Below are 22461 nucleotides of genomic sequence, written 5' to 3'. Positions count from 1 at the left end.
TCATCTCTAGTATCTATAGCTCCTCAACCTTCACCCGCCGCTGCTCCGTCGTATCCCGCTCACGCACCGTTACCGTGCCGTCCTCCAGCGTCTGGAAGTCGATGACTACGCAGTACGGCGTGCCGATTTCGTCTTGGCGGCGGTAGCGCTTACCGATGTTACCGTTGTCATCCCACATCACCCGGCCGGGGTTGGCTTTGGTGAGTGCGGCGTAGACTTCGCGAGCTTTTTCCACCAATTCTGGCTTGTTTTTCAGCAGCGGCGACACGGCAAATTTGACTGGCGCCAAATGCTCTGGCAACGCCAAGTACACCCGCTTTTCACCGTTTTGCTCGTCCTCACGGTACGCGCCCGACAGTACCGCCATCAGCGCTCGCTCGACACCAAACGACGGCTCGATGACGTGCGGAACAAATTTTGTGTTCGTTCCCTTGACAGTGTACTCCATACTCTTGCCACTGGCGCGCTGGATGTTCATCAGGTCAAAATCAGTTCGATAGGCGATGCCCATCAACTCCTCGCGGCCGATTGGATAATCGTACTCAATGTCGATCGTCTTTTTACTATAGTGCGCCCGATCCTCCGCCGGCACGTCTAGCTCGTGAATGTGCTCTGGTTTCAAACCCAGTTCCGCCAAAAACTCATGCGTCGCCGCCAGCAATTCATCAAACGCCTCCTGCCAATGCTCAGGGTCGACGAAATATTCGATCTCCATCTGCTCAAACTCCCGAGAGCGAAAGACGAAGTCGCGCGGCGCAATCTCATTGCGAAAGGCCTTGCCCTGTTGAGCGATACCAAACGGTAAGTTCGGGTAGAAACTATCGACGACGTTTTTGAAATCAGTGAAGATGCCCTGGGCGGTTTCCGGGCGGAGGTAAGAAATACTATCCTCGCTTTCAGTCGCGCCAACGTGCGTTTTAAACATCATATTAAACGTTCGCGATTTACTCAGCGGATTGCCATCGGGGCTTTTGATACCTTGTTCAGCAATTACCGCATCCATCTGTTCCATGGTCATACCATCGGTATCAACGCCGTTATCCTTGAGGATATGATCGGTGCGGTAACGGCGGTGATTGACCGTGTCTTCGCACAGCGGATCGACAAACGTATCGACATGCCCACTCGCCTGCCAGACTTTCTGATTCATCAAAATCGCCGCATCCACGCCGTACATGTCGTCGCGCTCATCGACAAACCGGCGCCACCACAAATTCATGATATTACGCTTCAGTTGCACGCCCAGTGGGCCATAATCCCAGGTGCCAGAAAGACCGCCATAGACATCCGACCCCTGATAAATAAAGCCGCGGCGCTTACACAGGCTGATAATATCTTCCATTTTTGCTTGACTCATCAAAAAAACCTTTCTCCATGTTGGCAACATGGCGATTCACAATTATTACCTACAGTATACCATTTTTATGGGCAATATTATACCGCCGCGTGCTGCCGTGCGACCAGCCAACAAGCACTGAGCACCTCAGTTATCCCGCCAATCTGCGCCACATTTGCCAGCGGCTTGGCTTGAATGAGCCGAAGCAGTTTGAGGGCATCCGCCGACAGGTCACCTTGCTCCGCCGGCCGCAAGCCCTTTTCTGTACTGTCATACATATACGTTTTGTCAGGCGACAAAGCGTGCGCCGCCACGTCAGTGCGTAGATTTAACTCATCGCCCAGCAGTCCGGCGTATTGCAAATAGAACCAGGTTTCAATCAGTTTTTGCTCAACATTCACATGATTTAATTGCGCCAAAACCTGCTGGGCCACCGAAAACCACGCTGGCTCGTCGACCTGCTCACTCGCGCGATTGACCAATTTCAACATCTCATAGCCAAATTGCATCCGCTCATAACTGTCCAAAATGTGTCGATAAAATTGTTGCAGCTGCGCACTGGTCAAAATCCCCAGCTCGCCGCGCCCGCGTCGCACCACCACATCGCACAGCGCAAACAGTTCAATGCCACCCGCCAGCTTACTTTTTTCGCGTCGCACACCTTTGGCGATCACGTTGCGCCGCCCCGCCGAGGTTAGCAGATGTAAAATCCGATCCGCCTCGCCGTAGTCAGTCCTCCTCAGGACGATGGCCTGCAAGCGTTCGCTTTGGCTCATGATAGCACCTCCGTCAAGACCTGCCGCACGTGCGCCGGCTTCATGGTTGATTTATCAAGCACCGCCCGCACGCCAAATGACTCCATATCATCACTGGTGATCCCAACGTTGCTACAAACAATAATGGGCAGACTAGCCAAATCCTCATGGCTTTTCAATTCATTCAGCAGCGCCATGCCCGTTTCGCTCGCCAAGAGCATGTCCAGTATCAGTGCATCTGGCTTCCACTGATCAATCATTTCCAGTGCCTGCCCCGGAGAAATAACAACCCGCGAATCAGCATTTGTCCCCGAAACATAGTGTTGAAGCAGCTTTGCCCACGCTGGATCATCTTCAACAATCAGCACTTTTTTCATAGCAAACTCATCTGTTGGCTTATGGGTAATTCTACATAAAACGTCAGTCCATCACGATGCCTGATCAGGCCAATGGTTCCGCCCATTGCTTTTGCAAATTGCGACGCCACATACACACCCAAGCCACTGCTGTCAGGGCGTGTTCGAACTGATTTTCGCTGTTCCATCTCACTAACAAGTCGCGCATAATCCGCACGGCTCATCATCGGACCATGATCACGAATCAAAATCCTCAGCGTCAAGCCAATTTGGCGAATTGTCACCCGTATGGGCATGTCCTTTTCGCTATATTTCAGCGAGTTATTCAAAAAATTAGCCAAAATCCTTGATAATAACGCCCTGTTTGCCACCACCAAATGCTTTGCTGACTGTTTTTTCGGCCAGTCGATTGATTGACCGTACAAGCGCAACATAGGGTTTAATTCCATGGCCATTTGCTGGCACAACGCCAGTGGATTGATGGGCTCCAGAGGAAATAATGTTGGCGACAAGTGAGCCGTTTGCGCCAAATCTTGCACCAATGCCAATGATTGATCGCTGATATTTGACAATTGCCGAACAATCCGACGCGTTTCAGCTTCATCTAATGATTCTTCTTCCAGTAGTAGACTCAGTTGCCTGATGAGTGCCAGCGGAGATTTCAACTCATGGGCAGCCACTACTACACTTGGCAGCTGCCCAAATTCAGCATTATTCCATCTTACCTCCGCCATACCTACTTACAGTATAGCAATTGGCGAGTTACTGAACAAACTTAACCGTGTCGAGAACTGCTTGAAAGTCTGGCTTGAAGACGTCAGCGTCGGTAGAGAAACGAATCGTTTTATCCCTCACCCGCATCAAAACGACTGAACCGCGTAGTTCTTTGGTGAAAGCACCGTCCAAACGAGTTGCTGCGTTACCATTGAATTCAACGCTACTTGATGTCAATTCGCCTTTCTTCAACTGGTTGGCGTATTGACTCAACACCTTGTCAAAGTCGCTGTTTAGCACTTCCAAACGAACTGCAAAGCGGCTGGTGTTTGAACGTGCTGGCGGTACAGTACCCGGATGTAGATATGCTTTGTAATCACCGCGGTCAGTACCATCTTGGTCAACATATGCACTCCAAGTTTTTGGATACATAAATGAGACTCGACCAAATTCATTTGGCCCAACAAATTCAACACGTGGGTTCTTAGCCTCTTCAGAAAATCGCTTCTGGTCAAGCTCTGCCTGCTCATTTTTACCCTTAGCAACTGCACTGGCGACCTTTGCGTCAACACCAGTCTTTTCGCGTGTGTATTCCACGAACATCCAAGCCGCCACAGCACCAGCAATTAACGTTAACACCAAAAAACCAATCGTGCCGACCATCCAGCCGTTGATTGACCCCTGTTCAAATTGTCTTCTTCTCATACCTCGCATTATAGCTTATGCTTTGCCTTCTGTAAAGTCAGGGCGTATTTCGTACAAAAAGTACGGCCCGGCTTCCTTCAGCAACCGGTCGTCCCTGGTGGTGTCCAGCTTGTAGCCATAACTCACCAAGCGTACCGACCTGCCCTGATGGGTCGCCTGCTGTCTGGCTAATTGATAAATCTTCTTCAGATGCAACCCCGCTCCAAAGGCGTATATCACAGTAATGCGTTTGGCAGGCTGCGTTGTCCACGCATTTGTCCATTTGATGCGTACGTTCTTGGCATGTTTTCTTAACCGCCAGCGAGACGCTAGCACCAAGAACGGATTGATCTCATAGCCAACGGCCTGAGCGCCAGTTTTCGCCACCTCTTGTAGCACAGCACCATCACCCGACCCTACGTCTAGCACGATGTCGTCTTTGTCTAGCTTCAGTTCATCCCTCAACAGTTTCTGAATATCAGTGTGACGCGTTGGCACATACGGCGCACCAATGAACGCCGTCAGCCCAAATATCAAAAATACTATCAGCCCACAAATAATTATCACTTCCATGGCGTATTACTCACTCAACAGCTCAATCTCATTTTTCATATTCAGTAATCGCTCTTCTGCCTGCTCCGCCACTTTTTTGACAGCCAGAAACCGCTCGCGCGCCTCTTCCAGCCGAAACTCATCACTGTGAAACCACGCCATTTCTTTGTCCAGCTGCTCTAATAGTTCGTTAATCGTTGCTTCGTTCTGCATATTCTTCAATCCTCGCTTTCATCAAAGCTTTGTTAGTTTGTATTTCAATCACTTCCCCGACCGCACAATTACCCCTAATCATGGCATAGCCTCTTGATAGCGCTAATTCTGGGTCGTATTCGCTGATCAATTTGATACGTGACTGCACATCCCCCAGCAGCTCGTCAACCCGCTGACGCCAGCCGTCTAGAGCGCTACTGCGCGCCGTTTGCACCAGTTCCAGTTCCGTGTCAATCGCCCGTACTGTTTGCAGCGCTGCACCGCGAAGCTGGTGCTTGATTGACCGAATCATATCTTGCTTATCCGGCAGCAATAGCTGTGCTGCATTGCTTGGCGTTGACGCTCGCACATCAGCCACAAGGTCACACAGTGTCGTATCAATTTCATGACCAATCCCTGTCACAACCGGCACTCGACTAGACGCAAGTTTCCGCACCAGCAGCTCGTCGTTGAACACGCTCAAATCATCAGCGCTACCACCGCCACGAATCAGCACTATCACCTCTGGTAGCTCCGCCAAGCTCTCGATTTTCTCAATCGCCCTGATGATCTGATCTGCTGCCGTTTCGCCCTGCACCATCACGTTCACCACGCTAAATCGAACTCCGCCCCAGCGCTCATTAGCAATTTTCATAAAATCAGCATATCCCGCCGAATTAGTGCTGGAGATGACCGCCACATGCTGCGGCCGCGACGGCAACAATCGTTTGCGAGAATCATCAAACAGCCCCTCATCTGACAGTTTTTTGCGCAGTAGTTCAAAGCTTTTGCGTAAATTTCCTTCACCCACTGGCTGGACTGATTGCACCGTCAAACTAAACCTACCCCAATCAGTAACCTTCGGCACTGCCCGTGCCACCACTCGCATACCATCATGAATTGGCATTCTCAGCTGCCACACCGTCATAAAGCAATTGACCGTACCCTCATTATCTTTCAGGTCAAAGAAAACGTATTTTTGGTGATTGACCTTAAAAGAGCTGACCTCACCTTCAATTTGTACTGAACCAAAGGCCATCTCCAGCGACTGGTTGATGACCGCTAAAAATTCACTGACGCTAAATTTAGGAGTCACGGCGAGGCTTACCATATTTGATTAGCGCGTGCTGATAGAAAATATACCCGAGGACAATTGTTCCCATGAGCAAGATGACACGCGTCAGTATGATACCTGCAATGGCAATGTTTGGTGGCGTACCAGTCATACTCAAAAACAGAATCATAATCGTTTCGTACACACCTGCACCGCCTGGCGTAAAAATGATGATTCCGGCAAAGCCTGCCGCAATATAACCAATCAACAGAACCGCTGGATTGACCGAAGCTCCCAGTGACCAAAAAGCCAACATAAACATCAAAATATCAAACGATGCATACACAATTCCCCACAAAAATGGCCTCACAATCAACCGTTTATCTTGCATCAGCTCTGAGAAATCGTCGTGCATATCAGAGAAAAAAGCGTCCATCTGCTCTGATTGAACCAGCTGACGTTGCATGCCAAATGTCACACATTTGGTGATGGCGTTGAGACCTCGCGCAATTCGGCGCGCCGCCTTATGCATCCTGTGACGAGAAGAAAACATGTAAATGATGGCAAATGTTAGGCTCAGGACAACCACTACGACCAGGAAACTTGATGCCACAATATACCGGTTGATGCGACCGTCCACTGCCAAAAATACGACCGCCACAATCATCATGGCCAGCATTGACAAAAACCCTGTCACATATCTCAGCAGCTGCGCAAACGTCGAACGGGCCGAGCTCACACCTAGTTTACTCATCCTCCATGTCGTGTAGGAAATACCACTCACCCCGCCCGACGGAAAGATGTGATTTACCAAGTTTAACTCCAACGCAATTCGCACTTGCTCCAGCCGCGACACATGCTTGATGAGCTTCCTGTCACGCAGATAGGAAAAAATCATTTCGCCACCAGCATAATACACAATGATCTGCGCCGGCAGTAATAGTGCCAACAACCCAACATTAGCCGTTCCCAGCAACTCCCACGCCCGTAGTAGCTCATGGCGCGACAAGTAGATGATTGCCGCCAAAACTAACAGTGTAATTAGACTGACGATCATGCGCGGCGATTTCAGCGTTTTCAACACCTTCGAAATTTTCCCAGAAAACATACCTCTCCATTATATCATGAGCCTGATATACTATAGATATGTTCGTAGCAATATTAGGGCGCTTGCCGAAGTTATCAATCGCAGAATTAGAAGCTATTTTTGGAAAATCACATGTTCGTGCTGTCAGCTACGGCGCCGCTATTGTTGACACTGATGAACTGTCAATCGATTCCCTTGGCGGATCACTCAAATGTGGCAAAGTCATCCACACTCTCCCAGCCGACAACCGCCCTACCCTGGAGCAAGCTTCTCATTGGATTACGCATACTTATGTCAATCAACTGCTGGCAGTCGGCGGAAAAATCACCCTCGGCATCAGTGCCTATGGACTATCAACCTCGCCTCGCCAGCTGCAGAAAATTGGCCTGTTGCTCAAAACTTCCATGAAAAAGCACAATGTCAGTCTGCGGCTCATCCCAAACACCACCACGGAACTATCGACCGCCACCTCACATAACAATAAGCTTGGGCTCAGCCCTAAAAAACGCGAATTATTCATCATCAAGACCGATGACGGCGCCATCCTCATCGCTGAAAGTAATGGCGCGCAAAACATCACCGCTTATACCCGCCGTGACCGCAACCGGCCACGCCGTGACGCGTTCGTCGGCATGTTGCCGCCAAAATTAGCACAAATCATGGTAAATCTAGCCGTCGGCAACACCGCAAAAACAACCATCCTTGACCCTTTTTGCGGTACGGGCACCGTTCTCCAGGAAGCCCTACTCAAAGGGTATGACGTCTGCGGTAGCGACCTCAGTCAAAAAATGATTGATTATACGACAGAAAATATAGCCTGGCTACAGAACAAATACCGCATCACTGGCACAGTACACAGTCTCACCCAAGCTGACGCCATGACTCATCAGTGGACAGAGGGTCAACAGCTTGATGCCGTGGTCTGCGAAACCTACCTTGGACAGCCCTTCTCTGCGCCACCAAGTTCCAAAAAGCTCCATGAGGTCACTGGTAATTGCAATCACATCATCGCCAACTTTTTACGCAATATTCACGACCAACTTGCCCCCAACACCACACTGTGTATCGCCGTGCCCGCTTGGCGTGACACCAGCCGCAACCTGACTCATCTACCACTCATCAAAGACCTAGAAAAGCTAGGCTATATCTTACAGCAACCGCCTCTCATCTACTCCCGATCCGACCAAGTCGTAGTGCGTGAAATATTACTATTAAAAACCGCCTAACTTCTTGACATTACACTAGTAGTGGTCTATACTAGTAAGGATTGTTTATAGAAACTATAAGGAGTTTAGCAAATGTCAAAGGTTAAAGCTGGTGGCTCAAGCAAGAACATCCACAACAATGCTGGTCAGCGTTTGGGTGTGAAACGCTTTGGCGGCCAAAAAGTCAACGCTGGTGAAGTGCTGGTACGTCAGACTGGTGCCACCAAGATTGCTGGTGACGGTACATACATGAGCCGTAACTACACTATTCACGCAGCTAAAGACGGCGTGGTTAGCTTTAAGAAAGTCAAAAAGCAGAAATTTACTGGTAAAACCGAACGCCGCACACAAGTTTGCGTAGGCTAAGCCTAAAAAACCTCAGCCTACTACAAGGCTAGCATATAAAAATAGTCGCTTCCATGGCGACTATTTTTATATGCTAACTAGAGTTATTCTGTCATCCCCAAGTGGTGCTTCACCCGCGCAACCACATCACCAATAACAACTTGCGACTTCACCAAATATTCATCGACTCCCAAGCCTTCAGCTCGTTCTTTGTCCTTTGGCTGGCTCAGTGCTGTCAACATAATGATGCGTACATTGGCAGTTTCTGGCGTATTGCGCAGAATATCCAACACGTCAAAACCGCTAATCTTTGGCATCATTGCGTCCAGCAAAATCAAATCTGGTTTATATTCAACTGTTGCGGACAGTGCATCTTCGCCATTGTGCACTTCTCTAATATCAAAGCCTTCTAGCTCCAACCTGGCGCGATACACAGCAGCCAGTGCCATGTCGTCCTCTACTAGTAATATTTTCCTCTTTGCGTTCATACTATCTTTATTCTAACGCCCACATCAGAAAAACACAAGCGTTTACCATGACAGCTTCTTGGCAGCATCCATCTGTGGATCTTTGCCAAAATTCATGTCATTAGCGGTCAATCCCACCTTCTCGTCCGGCTCAATACCTGTCTTATCAATGGTACGACCCTTCGGTGTATACCAGCGCGCTTCGGTAACTTTGAGCTGCGCACCATCGCGCAATTTTATGAGCTGCTGCACACTACCCTTGCCGTAACTCTTTTCTCCCACTAATTTTGCCTTGCCATATTCTTGCAATGCACCCGCTACTATTTCACTAGCGCTAGCACTTGATCCATCAATTAGCACGACTGTTTTCATGTCCTGCAACAGTGGTTTACCTGTCGATTTGACCGTTTTAACGACTTTGTCTCCGCGCCGTTCTGTCATGACATCTTGCTGATCCAGCCACAGTCCAGCCAGCGCCTGAGCCGCCGTTACCGTTCCACCAGGGTTGCTGCGAAGATCCAAAATAACCTTCTGGACATTGTTTTGCTTGAAAGCTTCGGCCGCTGCACGCGCCAACGTACCAGTTTCTTCACCAAATCGGTACACTTTCAAGATACCAACGCCATCAACAATCTCATGCTCCACGGCTGGCGCAGTGATTTGCTTACGAGTCATCGACATTTCCAGCCGCTGATAATTACGAAGTACTTGCAGTTTCACCGTAGTGTTTATTTCCCCGCGTATCTTTTCCACTACCTGCTCAGTTGTAGCATCTGCCACCGAGTTGCCGTTTACAGCAATGATGATATCACCAGCTTTCACTTGAGCTTCCTCTGCTGGGCTATTTCGCAACACTCTGACAACTGTTGGCCGATTATTCCTCAAACCAATCTCCGCGCCAATGCCACCGCCAATATTACCATTCAGGCTCTTCTCAAATTCTTTGGCTTCCTCAGCGTCCATGAACGTCGTGTACGGATCACCAGTAGCCGCCACTAAACCACGGCTCGCACCATTGATCAATTTATCAGTGTCCAGATTTCCATCATACTGCGCTTTCAATTGTCGATACGTCTCTTGAATACGCTCTGTGTCAAGCCGCTCAGCGCTATATCGCATGCCAAGCTTTGGTGCAATCGCCGCAAATATCTGATCCGACCGCGCACCCGCAATAAAACTAACCACCGCTATAACTACCGCCCACGCAAACAGCTGAGCTTTTCGTGCCTTCTCCTTGCTCATAAGACCATTATAGCATGAGCGGTATCAAATCCTTAAAAGTAGATGTAAACAAGTCCAGACGATGAACGCTTATAATTGCGGTACAGACCGTCCCAGCCCAAGTTGTAGTCACTAACCGTAATAGTGCCGTCACCGTTTACCGACTCAACATACATCACGTGACCATATGAACCACCCATCATCACCGCTGCCGCCCCTGCTCGTGGAGTACTACCGTTTGGAATGCCATGGCGAGATGTTGTTGATGGCCATTGGTTGGCGTTACCAGCCCCGCCAAAATGCGGTACGTAGCGACCAGTACTGTGAACCTTCCAGGCGACATAACTCACACACTGACGAGTGTATAGTCCCCATGGATCGACATAAGCATCCAGTGGCGCATTTGCCCAAACACCTGGGTAGCCACCACCACCAGGAGTACCAGATGGCACACTACCTCGTGGCAAACTACGCAAGTTTTCTGCAGCCTGTTGCTCACGCAGTTTCGCAATTTCACCATTACGTTGTGACGCCAAAGATGAATATGCCGCTTGGTCATTCTTTGTATCATTCACCAATTTCGCCTGTTCAGCTTGCTTGGCGGCCATTTGGGCTTTCTGAGTTTCTTGATCCTTCAGCGTACGCTCAACTGCAGCCTTATTGTCCTGCAATTTCTTTTGCAGACGCTTAATTTCCTTGATTTTGTCATTCAGCGAGCCCTGCAAACTACTGCGCTGCTCCTGCTTGTCGATAAAGTCACCGATGTTTTCTGAACTAGCCAGCATTTCCAGCGGAGAAATCTGATCATCAACATACATATCAGACAAAATCTGACCCATCGTCTTACGGTTTCTGTTGATCGCCGCTTCGTTATTCTTGATCTCTTCCTTCAAGGAATCGATCTTATTTTGACTTTCGATAATTTGAGATTGTAACGCGTTCACCTGCGCAGTCAAACGGTTCAACTCCTCTTCCAGAGTTGCCGCCATCTCGCCTAGGCGAGCTGCCTGTGAATTGTAGTTATTGGCTTCTTGTTGTTTAGCCTTAATTTCTGCCTCATAATCTCGCGCAAAAACCGTGCCAGCGGTCTGAAAAATCCCTGCTCCGGCAACGACGGCAGCCATCACCACCAAGGCTACTTTGGTGGCTTGTTTGTGCGAAACTGGTGTGGTGGACCGTTGCTTCATACTATAACCATAATAGCATAAGCACTATCCACGTGTCAACCAAGTTTTATATCCCTTAAATTTTGAGGTATTTATGAGTCGCAATCCACGATGAAACCGTACCAATCAACCCACCAATGATGATCATAGCCAGCAGGACTAACCCGACATATGGTGTTAAATCCTGAAGCAGCGTATCAATTGGCAACCATTTACGCATCGGCTCCTTGGCAAATGCTAACAGTCCATAGCCACCCGCCGTAGCAATCACCGCAGCGATAAATCCGTACATAATCGCCTCGACCACAAACGGTCCGCGAATGAAACTACGCTCAGCACCGATGAGCTTCATCATCTGGATCTCGCTCTTACGGTTGAAAATAGCCATACGAATGGTGTTAAACACCACCAATGAGGAGATTAGCACAAACACAACCGTTGCAATTGACCCGCCAATGCTTGCCACACGCACCCAGCCACCAATTGTTTCAATGGCCTGGCGGCGATCACCAGTGAATGACGGTTGTCGGCGCTGGTCTTTGTTGGCAAGATAGGTCTCATCAGAACCAACGAAATGCTTCAATGAAGAATAATTGTTCAGATCTTTCACCGAAACCTGCAGTGTTGCTGGTAGCTCATTACTTGCTTCACGAATCGCTTCCAGTGCTTCGACGTTGTCTTTGTAGCGCTGGGCTTGCTCATGGCGCGCTTGCTCCGCAGAAATGTATGTCACCCCTGTTACGTTGTCCAATTTTTTAATCTTATCTGTCAATTCGTTAACGGTTTTTTCAGGCACAGATCCTTTAAGGTAAATTGAGATATTCGCCTTTTGAGTGATGGTTTCGGTCGTATTCACTAAAATGCGCTGTGCCGCCACGGTCACAAAGATAATCAGCAAAGTCACGCTCATGACTGCCGTCGCTGCAACTGTTAGCCAAGCATTACGACTAAAGTTATTAACACCATAGCGCAACATGCGAACAAAAGCTAAAGTTCGCCGCTGCTTCATTTTGTTGCGCTGCATTGCTTTTGCGTTTGCGTTTGTCTTTTTCCTGGCCATTATTGCTTATATGTTCCTCTCGCCTGGTCAGACGTAATTTTACCGTGATCAATGGTAATCACCCGTCGTTTCAACTTATTCACAATATCGACATTATGCGTCGTTAGTAACACTGTGGTGCCATATTTATTAATCTTCTCCAGCAGCCGCACAATATCCCAGCTGTGCTTGGGGTCCAGGTTACCGGTCGGCTCGTCAGCGATCAAAATCTTCGGCTGCCGAACCACTGCCCTGGCAATCGCCACTCGCTGACGCTCACCACCGGATAGCTGATGCGGAAAGTTCTTTTCCTTGCCTTTAAGTCCGACTAATTCAATGACTTTTGGCACCGTTGACTTAATCTCACGGTTGGTCATCCCAGCAATTTCGAGCGCAAAAGCCACATTTTCAAACACCGTTCTATTTGGCAAAAGCTTAAAGTCCTGAAAGACGACGCCAATTTTTCGGCGCAGCAGCGGAATGTGCTTGTCTTTGAGCGTGTCATAATCAATGCCGCCAACAACAATTTTGCCACTTGAAGGCTTTTCTTCACGCGTTAATAATTTCAATAATGTTGATTTGCCAGCACCACTTGTACCAACCAAAATGACAAACTCCCCTGCCTTCACATGCACACTAACGCGGTTAATAGCAGGCTTGCCTGTCTTGGTGTAACTCTTTGTAACCCTATCCAACAGAATCATACAGTACTAGTGTAACACTTTTTGTCAAAAAGCGCGAGTATAGCGCTTCTGCTCTGGCCTAATCTTTGAGGCTTAAGTCGAATGTTGAAAAATCCAGGTTTTCCAAAGTGGTCGTTGGCTGCTTTGCAATACGACGATTTTTGTTTGCTTTGGTTTCCTTATCTGCACCGGAAAAAATCTCATTACGCTCGCGGTAGAGCGTGCTCAACTCACTTAATAAATCTTGAATATGAGAATCAATCTCCTGAACCTTTTGAAAATCCAACACCTTCATATTCAAATGATAGCACTTGATTGCTAAAAAGTCAAGGATATTTGGTAGCTAAATATTACTCGTCTTTCGACGCATTTTGGCTAAGAAACGCCGTCATAAAATCATCAATCCTACCGTCCAGCACGCCCTGCGTGTCCCGGTCTTCATGCTTAGTCCGAGTATCTTTAACCAGAGTGTACGGATGCAGCACATAATTTCGTATTTGACTACCCCAGTTGGCTGATTCACCAGCCCTGAGATCTGACAAGCTGTCGGCGTGCTGCTCCAGTTGCATTGCCAGTAATTTCGAGCGCAAAATTTTCAGCGCTGTTTCTTTGTTTTGAATCTGCGAACGCTCATTCTGAATCGCCACCACTATTCCCGTCGGTACGTGCGTGACACGAACTGCTGAGTCAGTCGTATTCACCCCCTGTCCGCCCTTGCCACCACTGCGGTAGACGTCTATCTTCAGATCACTCGGATCAATATCCACTTCGTCTGGCGTATCAATTTTTGGCAGCACCTCAACCAGTGCAAAGCTAGTCTGGCGCAAATTATCGGCATTAAACGGACTCAGCCGCACCAGCCGGTGCACACCATTTTCTGAGCGCAATTTACCATACGCAAACGGTCCTGATATTTCCAACACAACGGTTTTCAAACCACCATCATCATTCGCAGACCGCTCCAAAACGTCAGTTTTCATGCCAGATCGTTCCGCCCACCGCAAATACATACGCTCCAGCATCTGCACAAAATCTTGGGCATCCAAGCCACCAACACCCGCCGAAATACGAACCACCGCCTCACGACCGTCATATTTACCGCTAAATAATAGATCTGTCTTGCGGGCCGAGAATTCCGTCTCCAGAGCATCTATTTGCTTGGTAAACTCGTCCAATAAGTCATCGTCCCCCAATTCCATCAGCTCCAGCAAATCATCCAACTGAACACCCAACACTTGCCACGGTTGCACCGTTTGACGTAACGCAGCTGCCTTTTTGGCAACCGACTGAGCATGATCAGGATTATTCCAAATTTCAGGCTGATTTAATTGCTCTTCCAACACCGCCAATTCTTCAGCAAGCGCATCAAACTGCAATGCTTGTTTAGCCTGCATGACGTCGCTGCGGAGGGATTGGACACGTTTTTTCAATGGCTGCATAGAACCCATTATACCATCAGATTCATTGTGTTATATGCCCGCCACCGCCTCAACAAAGGCTTCACCACGGGCTGTATAGTTTGCGTATTGGTCAAAGCTGGCGGCAGCTGGACTCAAAATTACAACATCTCCCGGTTGAGCGATATCCAAGGCACACTGCACCACTTCGGTCATCGGTATCACGCCCTTCTGCACTATTGTCGCATCTGGTAGTCCAGCCTTTTGCAACACTTTTGCAATATCATCAGCATTACCACCACTGACAATCACTCCTCTTAGTGACGACGAGTGCACTAGTTCTTCGGCTAGTTCTGTATAGTCACCACCTTTGTCCGCCCCACCAAGGAGCATCACTTTTGGCTGCTGAAATGACCGCAGCGCAGCTACTGCACTGCCTGGCGTTGTCGAGATGCTATCATCATAAAACTTCACTCCTCGTTTTTCTGCCACAAATTTGAGCCGATGCGGCAAGCCCGTAAAACCAGCAAGCCCCTGACAAATTATTTCATCTGACAGCTCCGGCACTACCGTCTTAGCCACCAACACTGCCGCACTGGCATTCTCTTGGTTGTGTGCGCCCGGCAACTTGAGTGCCTGTTGCATTTCCGCCGACAGATCAATTGGATACGACAACTGGCGCGCTGGCGACTTGGCAGCGATCTGCTGGCTGAACTGATTGTTCCTGTTGTAAATGATAATATCTTGAGCCGTTTGAAATTTGGCAATATGCGATTTTGCATCAAGATAATCAGCAAAACCGTCATGCCTATCCAGGTGGTCTGGCTCAATCATCAAGACGACTGCAACATGCGGAGATTTTTCCAAATCCCACAGCTGAAAACTGCTCAACTCATACACCACGATATCATCTGGCTGAATCTGTGGCAGCACGTCCAACGACGGCACACCAATATTCCCGACAAGATGGACTGTTTTGCCAGCAGCACGCAGCATACTAGTGATCAAACTACAAGTCGTCCCTTTACCTTTTGTCCCCGTCACTCCGATGATAGGCGCTGGACACTGTGCGAAAAACTCATTGGTCGCCGACCATATAGTGCCACTGGTCTTGATGCGGCTTGGCGGTAGTCCAGCCGTTCTGACTACCATATCAACGTCATAAAACTGATCAGAAAATACCCCTGCACCAGTGCAAACCTCCGCACCCGCTGGTACGTCAGACAGCTCTCGTTCATCCACTATCGTCAATTGTGCGTCTGGAAATTTGCGCTGAAAATACGCGTAGCTCGACTTACCCTCTACATCATATCCTGCAATGACAATGTTCATCTTAGAACAATGCTCCCAGCTTTTCTTGGATACGTTCCAGTAGCTCTTTTTCACCGCAGCTCACTCCAGCCAACACCCAGGTATTAGTCTGGAAGAACTCACGTGCCACTTGAACAATTTTTTCATCAGTCACCGCCAAAATCGCTGCCGGCACCCCAGTATAATCCTTTACAAAATCATCTGAGAAATAGCGACCAGTGTAAAAATTACTGATCTGAGAAACGGTTTGTGCGCCCATTTGGTAACGCCCCAGAGAGTAGGACTTAGCGCTTTCGATATCTTCAGCGGAAATTTTACCGTTTAGCACACGCTTTAATTCACTAACGATGATATCAAACAGCTCTTCGGCCGTCTCCAAGTTGACCTGGCCGGTAAAATCCCATGCCGAGTCATAAAATCCAACCGAAGTATCGCTAAAAATACTATACGCCAGTCCTCGCTTGCGGGCCGCCCCGAAAATGCGAGAATTAAACGTCCCAGTCAAAATGTGGTTCAAACAGCCCATAGCGTCAGCTTCAGAATTACTAATCTCACGTGGCACGATCATCGACCAACCAAATGTCAGATTGGAAGCTTCTTTACGCCTGATCAACAGAGGTCCAGCGCTGTGTAGATTGTCCTTAGGGATCTCAAAGCGTTCACCTTCTTCCAATTGCCAGGCTTCCAGCGCTTCCTTGATGCGTGACTTGCGTCCCGTCATTTTACCAGCGATCACAAAGCGCATATTCTTCAAGGTGTGTGTGCGACGGTGGTGCTCTTTGATATCTTTCAACGTTACGTTGGCAATCGTCTTCAGGCGCTGATTGTACGTCAAAATATCTTCGCCCAACGCTTGCTGCACTCGTGGCCACATCACTCGGTTGTGATTGTTCAGATAGCCTGTCAGCTCAGAGCGCACATTGCCCTTCTCAGCCTCCAATTCTTCGGCATTAAAACGCGGTACCGTGATCGCCAACCTCTGCAGTTCCAACACCCTGTCCCATTCAAAATCAGCACAAAATGCTTCATAGCCCATGGAATATTCTGTTGTATAGGCGTTATAATACGCGCCGTTTTTGACGAATTCTTGATCATACAGTGCCTGTGAACGGAATTTTTCATTGGCACCAAATGACATATGCTCCATGATGTGCGCTGTTTCGTAGATGTCTTTATCGCGTACATAGCGACTGCCCGCCCGAAAATGGAACTGAAAGCTCATTACTGTAGCATCTGGCACATCTATCAACAACCCCCGAGCACCGTTCTTTAATCGTACTTCTTCAACTGTGTGCTTCATGAATTATTTCCGATTCTTTTTGCGGTTTTGGCGCTGGGCCTTTTTCTTCTTGCGCGCTGCGTTTTTGGCGCGATTTGATTCAGAAGCAGTTTTGGCCTTTTTGACTGAGAAATCATCGTCACGATTCTTTTCGCCAGATGTTATCTCGTTAACGCCCTTCTCGACAGCAGTTTCAGCGAGTCGAGTCAGCTCAGTGTCATACTCATCATCCTGTGATTGTTGCACTGTTGCATCGGCCCTACGCACGCGGAAGATGGTACTCAAGACTTCGTCGCGCAAATTGTTCTGCAAACTCGTGAACAATTTCTGTGACTCAGACCGATACTCAACCAATGGATCACGCTGACCAACACTGCGCCAGTGGATTCCTTCACGCAGGTGTTGCATGTTTTCCAAGTGTTGCATCCACAAGGTATCGAGCACTGCCATGTAGACTTCCCGCTCGACACCACGCAAGTTTTCGTCACCAATTTCTTCCTCTTTTTCTGCGTATGCTTCACGCGCCAGTTTCATCACCTTTTGAACGCGAGATTTGTCTTTCTTCTCTGAACCAGCCTTTGTAAGTGCATCCTCATCAACTGGGATAACTGCAGCAAATTCTTTCACAAAATTAGGATTATTCTTGAGCGGCAGCTGTGTTGAATCGTTCACTTTTTCTTTGAGCAAGCGTTCAATTTCTGGCTTAATGTTGTCGCCTTCCAAAATCTTGCGGCGCATGACATACACCACGCGGCGGTGACGATTGATCACGTTGTCGTACTGAACAACATTTTTGCGCGTATCAAAATTATAGCCCTCAACGCGCTTCTGGGCTGCCTCCAAGGTCTTTGACACGGCGCGGTTTTGAATCGGCGTATCTTCATCCACACCCAGCCGGTCCATCAACGCCGCAATGCGCTCGCCCTGGAAAATTCGCATCAAATCATCCTCGGTCGACACATAGAACTGCGTCTCACCCGGGTCGCCCTGACGACCGCCACGACCGCGCAACTGATTGTCAATGCGGCGTGACTCATGCCGCTCCGAACCGATCACCACCAGGCCGCCCAGTTCCTTGACGCCCTTGCCAAGCTTAATGTCGGTACCACGTCCAGCGATGTTTGTCGCTAGGGTAATCGCACCCTTTTCACCGGCCTTCTCAATGATGGCTGCCTCGCGTTCATTATTCTTAGCGTTCAAAATCTCAAACTTGATACCCTCTTTTTCCAGATATTTGGCAATCTGCTCATTCTTGGCAATTGAGCCAGAACCAACCAGCACCGGCCGGCCTTGCTTGTGATAGTCCTTGATGGCTTCAGCGACTGCCTTCAGCTTGCCCTTTTCGGTCTTGAAGATCAGGTCTTCTTTGTCGTCGCGAATCACTGGCTTGTTCGGTGGAATCTGGATGACGTCCAGTGAATAAATTTGTTGGAACTCCTCGGCTTCAGTGAACGCCGTACCAGTCATACCGGAAAGTTTATTGTACAAACGGAAATAGTTCTGGAATGAAATGGTCGCCAACGTCATGCTTTCTTCCAGTACTGGCACGCCTTCTTTGGCTTCAATTGCCTGGTGTAAGCCTTCGTTGTAGCGGCGTCCTTGCATCAAACGACCGGTGTGTTCATCGACGATGATCACCTCGCCGTCATTGGTCACCACGTAATCTTTGTCACGCTTGAACAATGTTTGTGCTCGCAGCGCCTGGTCCATGTGGTAAACACTGCGCACGTGGTCTGGTGTGTACAAATTTTTTATTCCCAGCAGTTTTTGAACTTTTTCCACGCCCTCGTCGGTCAAGGCCACGCTACGGCGCTTTTCATCCAAAACATAGTCATCTGGCACTAATTTACTGGCAACTTTAGCGAAGGTATAGTAGTTGTCTGGGTTTTCCGCTGCTGGCGCCGAGATGATCAGCGGCGTACGCGCCTCATCGATCAGAATGGAGTCCACCTCGTCAACGATGGCAAAGTTCAGTTCGCGCTGCCTGAGCAAAGCGACGTCGTTCACCATGTTATCGCGCAAATAGTCAAAACCAAACTCGTTATTAGTGCCATAAGTAATATCTGCCGCGTAGGCTTCCTTACGAGTGACTGGGCGGAGCTTACGCATGCGCGGATCGTCGTGGTGTTCATTATCATAATCCTTGTCGTACACAAATGATGCTTCGTTAATGATCACACCAGTCGTCAGACCCAAAAAGTCATACACCTGGCCCATCCAGCCGGCGTCACGCTGCGCCAGATAGTCGTTGACAGTCACCACGTGAACCCCTTTGCCTTCTAGCGCATTGAGGTACGTCGGCAGCGTCGCCACCAAGGTCTTACCTTCACCAGTCTTCATCTCAGCCACATTGCCTTCGTGGAGCGCCATACCACCGATCAGCTGAACATCATACGGACGCTCACCGATGACGCGTTTGGCTGCCTCGCGCACCACTGCAAAGGCATCTGGCAAAATCGTATCCAGCGTTACATTCTTTTTCGTCAGCCGTTTTTTCAGCGCTTCTGTCTGCGCCTGCAATTCCTCATCTGACAGTTTTTCATACTTTTCAGACAAACCGTTAATTACTGCAACACGCTTTTCCAGCCGCTTCAAAATCTTCTTCTGCGGATCACCAAAAACTTTACTCAGCGCTTTTTGTTGTGTCATTGCCATAACCTTAAAACTCCCTCGCTTTCGGACATTTTCAAAACTCTTTCTATTGTACCCCTTTTTAGCTCAAAATTAAAGAGTGTTTTAAGATACAAAGCCCATCACTCATTGATTGTGATAAATTACATATAATAATATATAGCTTTATCCAATAGGAGGACACAGCCTCACATTATTTGGACTACTATCCGCGTAGACGCAACAATAATTGATACCTATACTGCTTATAGAATCATCCCAAAAAGCGGTCAACACATCTGCCTCATTATATCTACTAGATACTGCCGACCGTATGTTACTACTCTTACGATCTAGTGGGGGTATCCCCTGGCGAATGCGATGCATTTGATAAGTGACATAACTTACAACTGGAACTGTCATTTTTTCCTCTAGTGCCGACCGAGTACACCGAGGGTTGTCACGCCATGTAGCATCATTGTTCGGCAGCAAAAAAGCCGTCCACCTGTACTCATCATCCATAGTTGCTAGCCGCCAGTTTTGCGCAGTACTTGCCATGGCTTGATCCCAATCAACTGCAAATATCCGTAGGAGTAATCCGTCACTTCTAGCACTATTGCTTTTCTCTGCCAAACGAAGGGGGTTATTCGGCACGGTCTCGTCTCGCGCAACCGCAGATATGAGCTGACGCACTGAATCCAACGGCAATGTCAGTGGCGCCACAACCAAGTCATACTCTGGCAATGTTTCTTTCAACTCCGCCAGATGCCTAAAATCAATACCGCCCTGTGCCAACTCAGCTGGCGTCGGCATATCGATACCCGCTCCGGCAAAAATCGTTTTATAATCTTCGAGGTCTCGCTTAAACAACTCTCTGGTCTCCGAGTTGGTAATTCCATTCAGTCCATCAAATCCCGCCGCTCCCCGCTCCCTGGCTCTAACAACAGCAGCGTCTAATGTATGGAGCGAAGCGGCCCCGAGTGATTGATAGGTCACACTGCTCCCAAAAGGCCAAGCTTCACGCTTTGCCTGAGCACGTTCCCACGCAGCCTCAGCAGCAGTGCGACTATTTGGCGACAGAAGATTGGGGTTAGCCATGAAATATCCTATATCCTTTCATCGCCGAGCATTTCCTCCGGCAGCAAATCATGATACTCAAGGATATGATGCATCACCTGGCGGTCATTTGGGTTTTTGATGCCATCCAAAAATGTTTGACAAGCTCGCTTCAGCGATACCGTTCCGTAGCTACCAGCAACCTTATGTAGTATATCCACCATGGTGCGCGGCGCTAGTACTGTTTCCTCCAGACCAGGACGATCATCCACCATTTTTTCCGTATCAATGAACTGGTTGTACCCTTCACCGTTGGTGCCACTAAATATCTGCTGACTCAACCGAGCTGCTCGCACAAAATTCTCAAAGTCCCCTTCATCAATATCTGGTGGCAACTCGCCTCGTTTCGTCGCCACAGTCGCCATGGCCAGCTGAGCATTCTCACGCGGATATTCGTCATAGCCCTTGTCGTAGTCAGGGTAACGCACGCGATTGATATTTGCGCCAAAACGGTTTTGGAACTCAACGCTCAAATCATCCACGCCCTTGTAGCGTTTTGACTTTTCATTTGCCGTGGCGATGATACAAAAGCCCGGCTGAACCTCGACAATCTTTCCAGAATCCTCCTGAACGGTAAATCTATCGCCTGGACGCAACTGCATAATTTTGTTCAAGCGTTTCAACAGCTCTGGCGGCATGGCGTTAATTTCGTCAAGGATGAGTGGCCTACCACCTTCCATAGCCCGCACGACTGGACCTGGAACCCAAACGGATTCAGTTGAGCCCGGTAGATTGATCATCTGCATACCTTGTACAACTAACTGCGCTCTCGTTTCGTCACTCAGCTTATCCCAGTCAATACCACGATCTTTGAACTCCTGGAATATCTGATCCCATTCCATTTTTCCACCCTCAGCCTTTAGCTCTTGCTTACCCATCAACTGGTAGCTATTAACATCGCCATAGGCACTGACAAACTCAGGATTAACGCCAAAATACGTTTGCACCATGTACTCCGCCATGGCAGTTTTGGCACCGCCCGTCTCACCGACGAACAACGTCGGCTCACCCCGCGTTATGGCTGGTAACGTCTCATCAATGATCGTTTGCATCTGTTCAGTCATCAACAGGCCACCGTCTAGTTGTCGCTTCCATTCGCGAACTTGCAAACGAGTTATTTCTTCTAAAAATTTTTCTTTACTACTGTTAGCTGGGATGTCAATATTATCATCAACCTCAGACAACTGCTTTTGCCATGCGGTTATTTTCCGCCTTTCGCCTGCCGTCAAAGGACGCTCCATTCTTACTGCCTTAGCACGCAAACTTGCCATCCGCCTACTGATTTCATCTTTTCTGTCCTGAGCACGCAAGAACTCAGCCGCCGCCCGAGTTGCCGCCATCTGTTCGCCGCGGTACTCCTCGTCAAATTCCTTCATGAGCACAGCGTCTTTGCGTAGCTCATGCAATTTGGCGTGATACATATACCAATCTTCCAAATTGTCAGCTACATCAGGGTGTTCATCCTTAAAGCCTTCCCAGCGCTGCAGCTCCTCTTCGCTTGTGTCACGCGGCATCTGCCCCTCCCAATCAGGTTCAGCCAAGCCCAGTAAAAAGTTCTCACTAATCTCGCTCACTGCTATATCCGGCTCTTCTGGATGGTCTTTGCGCCTCGACACATTGATGCGTTCAACGTGCGGCGCCGCCAGTTGCTCCAAGAGTTGTCGGTCTCCTGTGACCACTGTCCGCCAGTCAGATCTGACTGCCTGCATACTTTCCCGCAGACCAGTCATTAACTCCACAACACCCTCCACTGTTCGATCAGCCGCGTCTGGAGCATAATACGTCTCTAAAACAGAAGGTTCAAAATACAGTTCAGTGGGGGTAGATTTCGTTTCAGCTGTATGCATGAGTATGTTGGTATTTTATAATATCTGGCTCGTATTATATACTAT

The 22461-nt window shown here is 48.7% G+C and carries 23 protein-coding genes; 2 read left to right on the top strand and 21 right to left on the bottom strand.

The features are described from left to right. Nucleotides 1-13 precede the first annotated feature (13 nt). From FBF37_RS01120 to FBF37_RS01080, 9 genes are all read right to left on the bottom strand, one after another. Complete coding sequence (locus tag FBF37_RS01120) at nucleotides 14-1357, bottom strand: glycine--tRNA ligase (RefSeq protein ID WP_138078672.1); 1344 nt, start codon at nucleotides 1355-1357, stop codon at nucleotides 14-16. A 77-nt stretch (nucleotides 1358-1434) separates the two neighbouring features. Beyond that, entirely contained in the window at nucleotides 1435-2112 is a 678-nt protein-coding gene (recO, locus tag FBF37_RS01115) for a DNA repair protein RecO (protein WP_138078670.1), read from the bottom strand. After that, the gene (locus FBF37_RS01110) at nucleotides 2109-2468 is read right to left on the bottom strand and encodes a response regulator (RefSeq protein ID WP_138078668.1); all 360 of its coding nucleotides are present in this window, start codon (nucleotides 2466-2468) and stop codon (nucleotides 2109-2111) included. The genes recO and FBF37_RS01110 overlap by 4 nt, the downstream gene beginning before the upstream one ends. Then, nucleotides 2465-3181 (bottom strand): sensor histidine kinase, encoded by a 717-nt coding sequence (locus FBF37_RS01105; protein ID WP_138078666.1) that lies wholly within the window; start codon nucleotides 3179-3181, stop codon nucleotides 2465-2467. The genes FBF37_RS01110 and FBF37_RS01105 overlap by 4 nt, the downstream gene beginning before the upstream one ends. 28 nt (nucleotides 3182-3209) lie before the next feature. Next, complete coding sequence (locus tag FBF37_RS01100; RefSeq protein WP_138078664.1) at nucleotides 3210-3866, bottom strand: hypothetical protein; 657 nt, start codon at nucleotides 3864-3866, stop codon at nucleotides 3210-3212. A 15-nt stretch (nucleotides 3867-3881) separates the two neighbouring features. Further along, the gene (locus FBF37_RS01095; RefSeq protein WP_138078662.1) at nucleotides 3882-4418 is read right to left on the bottom strand and encodes a class I SAM-dependent methyltransferase; all 537 of its coding nucleotides are present in this window, start codon (nucleotides 4416-4418) and stop codon (nucleotides 3882-3884) included. Between the two features lie 6 nt (nucleotides 4419-4424). Beyond that, entirely contained in the window at nucleotides 4425-4610 is a 186-nt protein-coding gene (locus tag FBF37_RS01090; protein WP_138078660.1) for a hypothetical protein, read from the bottom strand. Next, nucleotides 4588-5685, bottom strand: coding sequence for an exodeoxyribonuclease VII large subunit (xseA, locus tag FBF37_RS01085; protein ID WP_174843572.1), 1098 nt, complete (start codon nucleotides 5683-5685; stop codon nucleotides 4588-4590). Before xseA ends, FBF37_RS01090 begins: the two co-directional genes overlap by 23 nt. After that, complete coding sequence (locus FBF37_RS01080) at nucleotides 5675-6751, bottom strand: lysylphosphatidylglycerol synthase transmembrane domain-containing protein (RefSeq protein WP_138078656.1); 1077 nt, start codon at nucleotides 6749-6751, stop codon at nucleotides 5675-5677. Before FBF37_RS01080 ends, xseA begins: the two co-directional genes overlap by 11 nt. A 38-nt stretch (nucleotides 6752-6789) precedes the next feature. Here FBF37_RS01080 and FBF37_RS01075 point away from each other — a divergent pair, with 38 nt between their 5' ends. Together FBF37_RS01075 and FBF37_RS01070 are read left to right on the top strand one after the other, a co-directional pair. Beyond that, nucleotides 6790-7956, top strand: coding sequence for a TRM11 family SAM-dependent methyltransferase (locus FBF37_RS01075; protein WP_138078654.1), 1167 nt, complete (start codon nucleotides 6790-6792; stop codon nucleotides 7954-7956). Nucleotides 7957-8028: 72 nt separating this feature from the next. Continuing rightward, nucleotides 8029-8301 (top strand): 50S ribosomal protein L27, encoded by a 273-nt coding sequence (locus FBF37_RS01070; RefSeq protein WP_138078652.1) that lies wholly within the window; start codon nucleotides 8029-8031, stop codon nucleotides 8299-8301. 83 nt (nucleotides 8302-8384) lie between these two features. On the opposite strand, the gene FBF37_RS01065 is transcribed toward FBF37_RS01070, so the two are convergent. The 12 genes from FBF37_RS01065 to FBF37_RS01010 form a co-directional block, all read right to left on the bottom strand. After that, on the bottom strand, nucleotides 8385-8768 hold the full coding sequence (locus FBF37_RS01065) for a response regulator (RefSeq protein ID WP_138078650.1): 384 nt from the start codon (nucleotides 8766-8768) through the stop codon (nucleotides 8385-8387). Nucleotides 8769-8810: 42 nt separating this feature from the next. Next, on the bottom strand, nucleotides 8811-9989 hold the full coding sequence (locus tag FBF37_RS01060) for a S41 family peptidase (RefSeq protein ID WP_138078648.1): 1179 nt from the start codon (nucleotides 9987-9989) through the stop codon (nucleotides 8811-8813). Between the two features lie 32 nt (nucleotides 9990-10021). After that, complete coding sequence (locus FBF37_RS01055) at nucleotides 10022-11155, bottom strand: CHAP domain-containing protein (RefSeq protein ID WP_138078646.1); 1134 nt, start codon at nucleotides 11153-11155, stop codon at nucleotides 10022-10024. A gap of 55 nt (nucleotides 11156-11210) precedes the next feature. Then, nucleotides 11211-12194 carry a cell division protein FtsX gene (locus FBF37_RS01050; protein ID WP_138078644.1) on the bottom strand — a complete coding sequence of 328 codons (984 nt, stop codon included), beginning with the start codon at nucleotides 12192-12194 and terminating at the stop codon, nucleotides 11211-11213. Continuing rightward, nucleotides 12194-12877, bottom strand: a complete 684-nt coding sequence (gene ftsE, locus FBF37_RS01045) for a cell division ATP-binding protein FtsE (RefSeq protein ID WP_138078642.1) — start codon at nucleotides 12875-12877, stop codon at nucleotides 12194-12196. The genes FBF37_RS01050 and ftsE overlap by 1 nt, the downstream gene beginning before the upstream one ends. Nucleotides 12878-12935: 58 nt before the next feature. Then, complete coding sequence (locus FBF37_RS01040; protein ID WP_138078640.1) at nucleotides 12936-13151, bottom strand: hypothetical protein; 216 nt, start codon at nucleotides 13149-13151, stop codon at nucleotides 12936-12938. A gap of 55 nt (nucleotides 13152-13206) precedes the next feature. Then, entirely contained in the window at nucleotides 13207-14295 is a 1089-nt protein-coding gene (prfB, locus tag FBF37_RS01035) for a peptide chain release factor 2 (RefSeq protein ID WP_138078638.1), read from the bottom strand. Between the two features lie 30 nt (nucleotides 14296-14325). Beyond that, nucleotides 14326-15585: a UDP-N-acetylmuramoyl-L-alanine--D-glutamate ligase gene (gene murD / locus FBF37_RS01030; protein WP_138078636.1), complete on the bottom strand. Its 1260-nt coding sequence runs from the start codon at nucleotides 15583-15585 to the stop codon at nucleotides 14326-14328. Nucleotide 15586: 1 nt separating this feature from the next. Next, entirely contained in the window at nucleotides 15587-16864 is a 1278-nt protein-coding gene (locus FBF37_RS01025; protein WP_138078634.1) for a M16 family metallopeptidase, read from the bottom strand. A gap of 3 nt (nucleotides 16865-16867) precedes the next feature. Further along, nucleotides 16868-19498 (bottom strand): preprotein translocase subunit SecA, encoded by a 2631-nt coding sequence (gene secA / locus FBF37_RS01020; protein WP_236861255.1) that lies wholly within the window; start codon nucleotides 19496-19498, stop codon nucleotides 16868-16870. Between the two features lie 141 nt (nucleotides 19499-19639). Next, nucleotides 19640-20551: a hypothetical protein gene (locus FBF37_RS01015; RefSeq protein ID WP_138078630.1), complete on the bottom strand. Its 912-nt coding sequence runs from the start codon at nucleotides 20549-20551 to the stop codon at nucleotides 19640-19642. An 8-nt stretch (nucleotides 20552-20559) separates the two neighbouring features. Continuing rightward, nucleotides 20560-22416, bottom strand: coding sequence for an AAA family ATPase (locus tag FBF37_RS01010; protein ID WP_138078628.1), 1857 nt, complete (start codon nucleotides 22414-22416; stop codon nucleotides 20560-20562). Nucleotides 22417-22461 lie beyond the last annotated feature (45 nt).

The organism is Candidatus Nanosynbacter featherlites (assembly GCF_005697565.1).
Lineage (GTDB): Bacteria > Patescibacteriota > Saccharimonadia > Saccharimonadales > Saccharimonadaceae > Nanosynbacter > Nanosynbacter featherlites.
This window is presented reverse-complemented; position numbering and strand designations above follow the sequence as displayed.

Coding starts and splice junctions, on each gene's coding strand:
- FBF37_RS01090 (WP_138078660.1), bottom strand. CDS start 4,610: ATGCAGAACGAAGCAACGATTAACGAACTATTAGAGCAGCTGGACAAA.
- prfB (WP_138078638.1), bottom strand. CDS start 14,295: ATGCAGCCATTGAAAAAACGTGTCCAATCCCTCCGCAGCGACGTCATG.
- FBF37_RS01065 (WP_138078650.1), bottom strand. CDS start 8,768: ATGAACGCAAAGAGGAAAATATTACTAGTAGAGGACGACATGGCACTG.
- ftsE (WP_138078642.1), bottom strand. CDS start 12,877: ATGATTCTGTTGGATAGGGTTACAAAGAGTTACACCAAGACAGGCAAG.
- FBF37_RS01040 (WP_138078640.1), bottom strand. CDS start 13,151: ATGAAGGTGTTGGATTTTCAAAAGGTTCAGGAGATTGATTCTCATATT.
- FBF37_RS01050 (WP_138078644.1), bottom strand. CDS start 12,194: ATGGCCAGGAAAAAGACAAACGCAAACGCAAAAGCAATGCAGCGCAAC.
- FBF37_RS01105 (WP_138078666.1), bottom strand. CDS start 3,181: ATGGCGGAGGTAAGATGGAATAATGCTGAATTTGGGCAGCTGCCAAGT.
- FBF37_RS01025 (WP_138078634.1), bottom strand. CDS start 16,864: ATGAAGCACACAGTTGAAGAAGTACGATTAAAGAACGGTGCTCGGGGG.
- FBF37_RS01075 (WP_138078654.1), top strand. CDS start 6,790: ATGTTCGTAGCAATATTAGGGCGCTTGCCGAAGTTATCAATCGCAGAA.
- FBF37_RS01080 (WP_138078656.1), bottom strand. CDS start 6,751: ATGTTTTCTGGGAAAATTTCGAAGGTGTTGAAAACGCTGAAATCGCCG.
- recO (WP_138078670.1), bottom strand. CDS start 2,112: ATGAGCCAAAGCGAACGCTTGCAGGCCATCGTCCTGAGGAGGACTGAC.
- FBF37_RS01095 (WP_138078662.1), bottom strand. CDS start 4,418: ATGGAAGTGATAATTATTTGTGGGCTGATAGTATTTTTGATATTTGGG.
- FBF37_RS01060 (WP_138078648.1), bottom strand. CDS start 9,989: ATGAGCAAGGAGAAGGCACGAAAAGCTCAGCTGTTTGCGTGGGCGGTA.
- murD (WP_138078636.1), bottom strand. CDS start 15,585: ATGAACATTGTCATTGCAGGATATGATGTAGAGGGTAAGTCGAGCTAC.
- FBF37_RS01100 (WP_138078664.1), bottom strand. CDS start 3,866: ATGAGAAGAAGACAATTTGAACAGGGGTCAATCAACGGCTGGATGGTC.
- FBF37_RS01010 (WP_138078628.1), bottom strand. CDS start 22,416: ATGCATACAGCTGAAACGAAATCTACCCCCACTGAACTGTATTTTGAA.
- FBF37_RS01055 (WP_138078646.1), bottom strand. CDS start 11,155: ATGAAGCAACGGTCCACCACACCAGTTTCGCACAAACAAGCCACCAAA.
- secA (WP_236861255.1), bottom strand. CDS start 19,498: ATGGCAATGACACAACAAAAAGCGCTGAGTAAAGTTTTTGGTGATCCG.
- FBF37_RS01110 (WP_138078668.1), bottom strand. CDS start 2,468: ATGAAAAAAGTGCTGATTGTTGAAGATGATCCAGCGTGGGCAAAGCTG.
- FBF37_RS01015 (WP_138078630.1), bottom strand. CDS start 20,551: ATGGCTAACCCCAATCTTCTGTCGCCAAATAGTCGCACTGCTGCTGAG.
- FBF37_RS01120 (WP_138078672.1), bottom strand. CDS start 1,357: ATGAGTCAAGCAAAAATGGAAGATATTATCAGCCTGTGTAAGCGCCGC.
- FBF37_RS01070 (WP_138078652.1), top strand. CDS start 8,029: ATGTCAAAGGTTAAAGCTGGTGGCTCAAGCAAGAACATCCACAACAAT.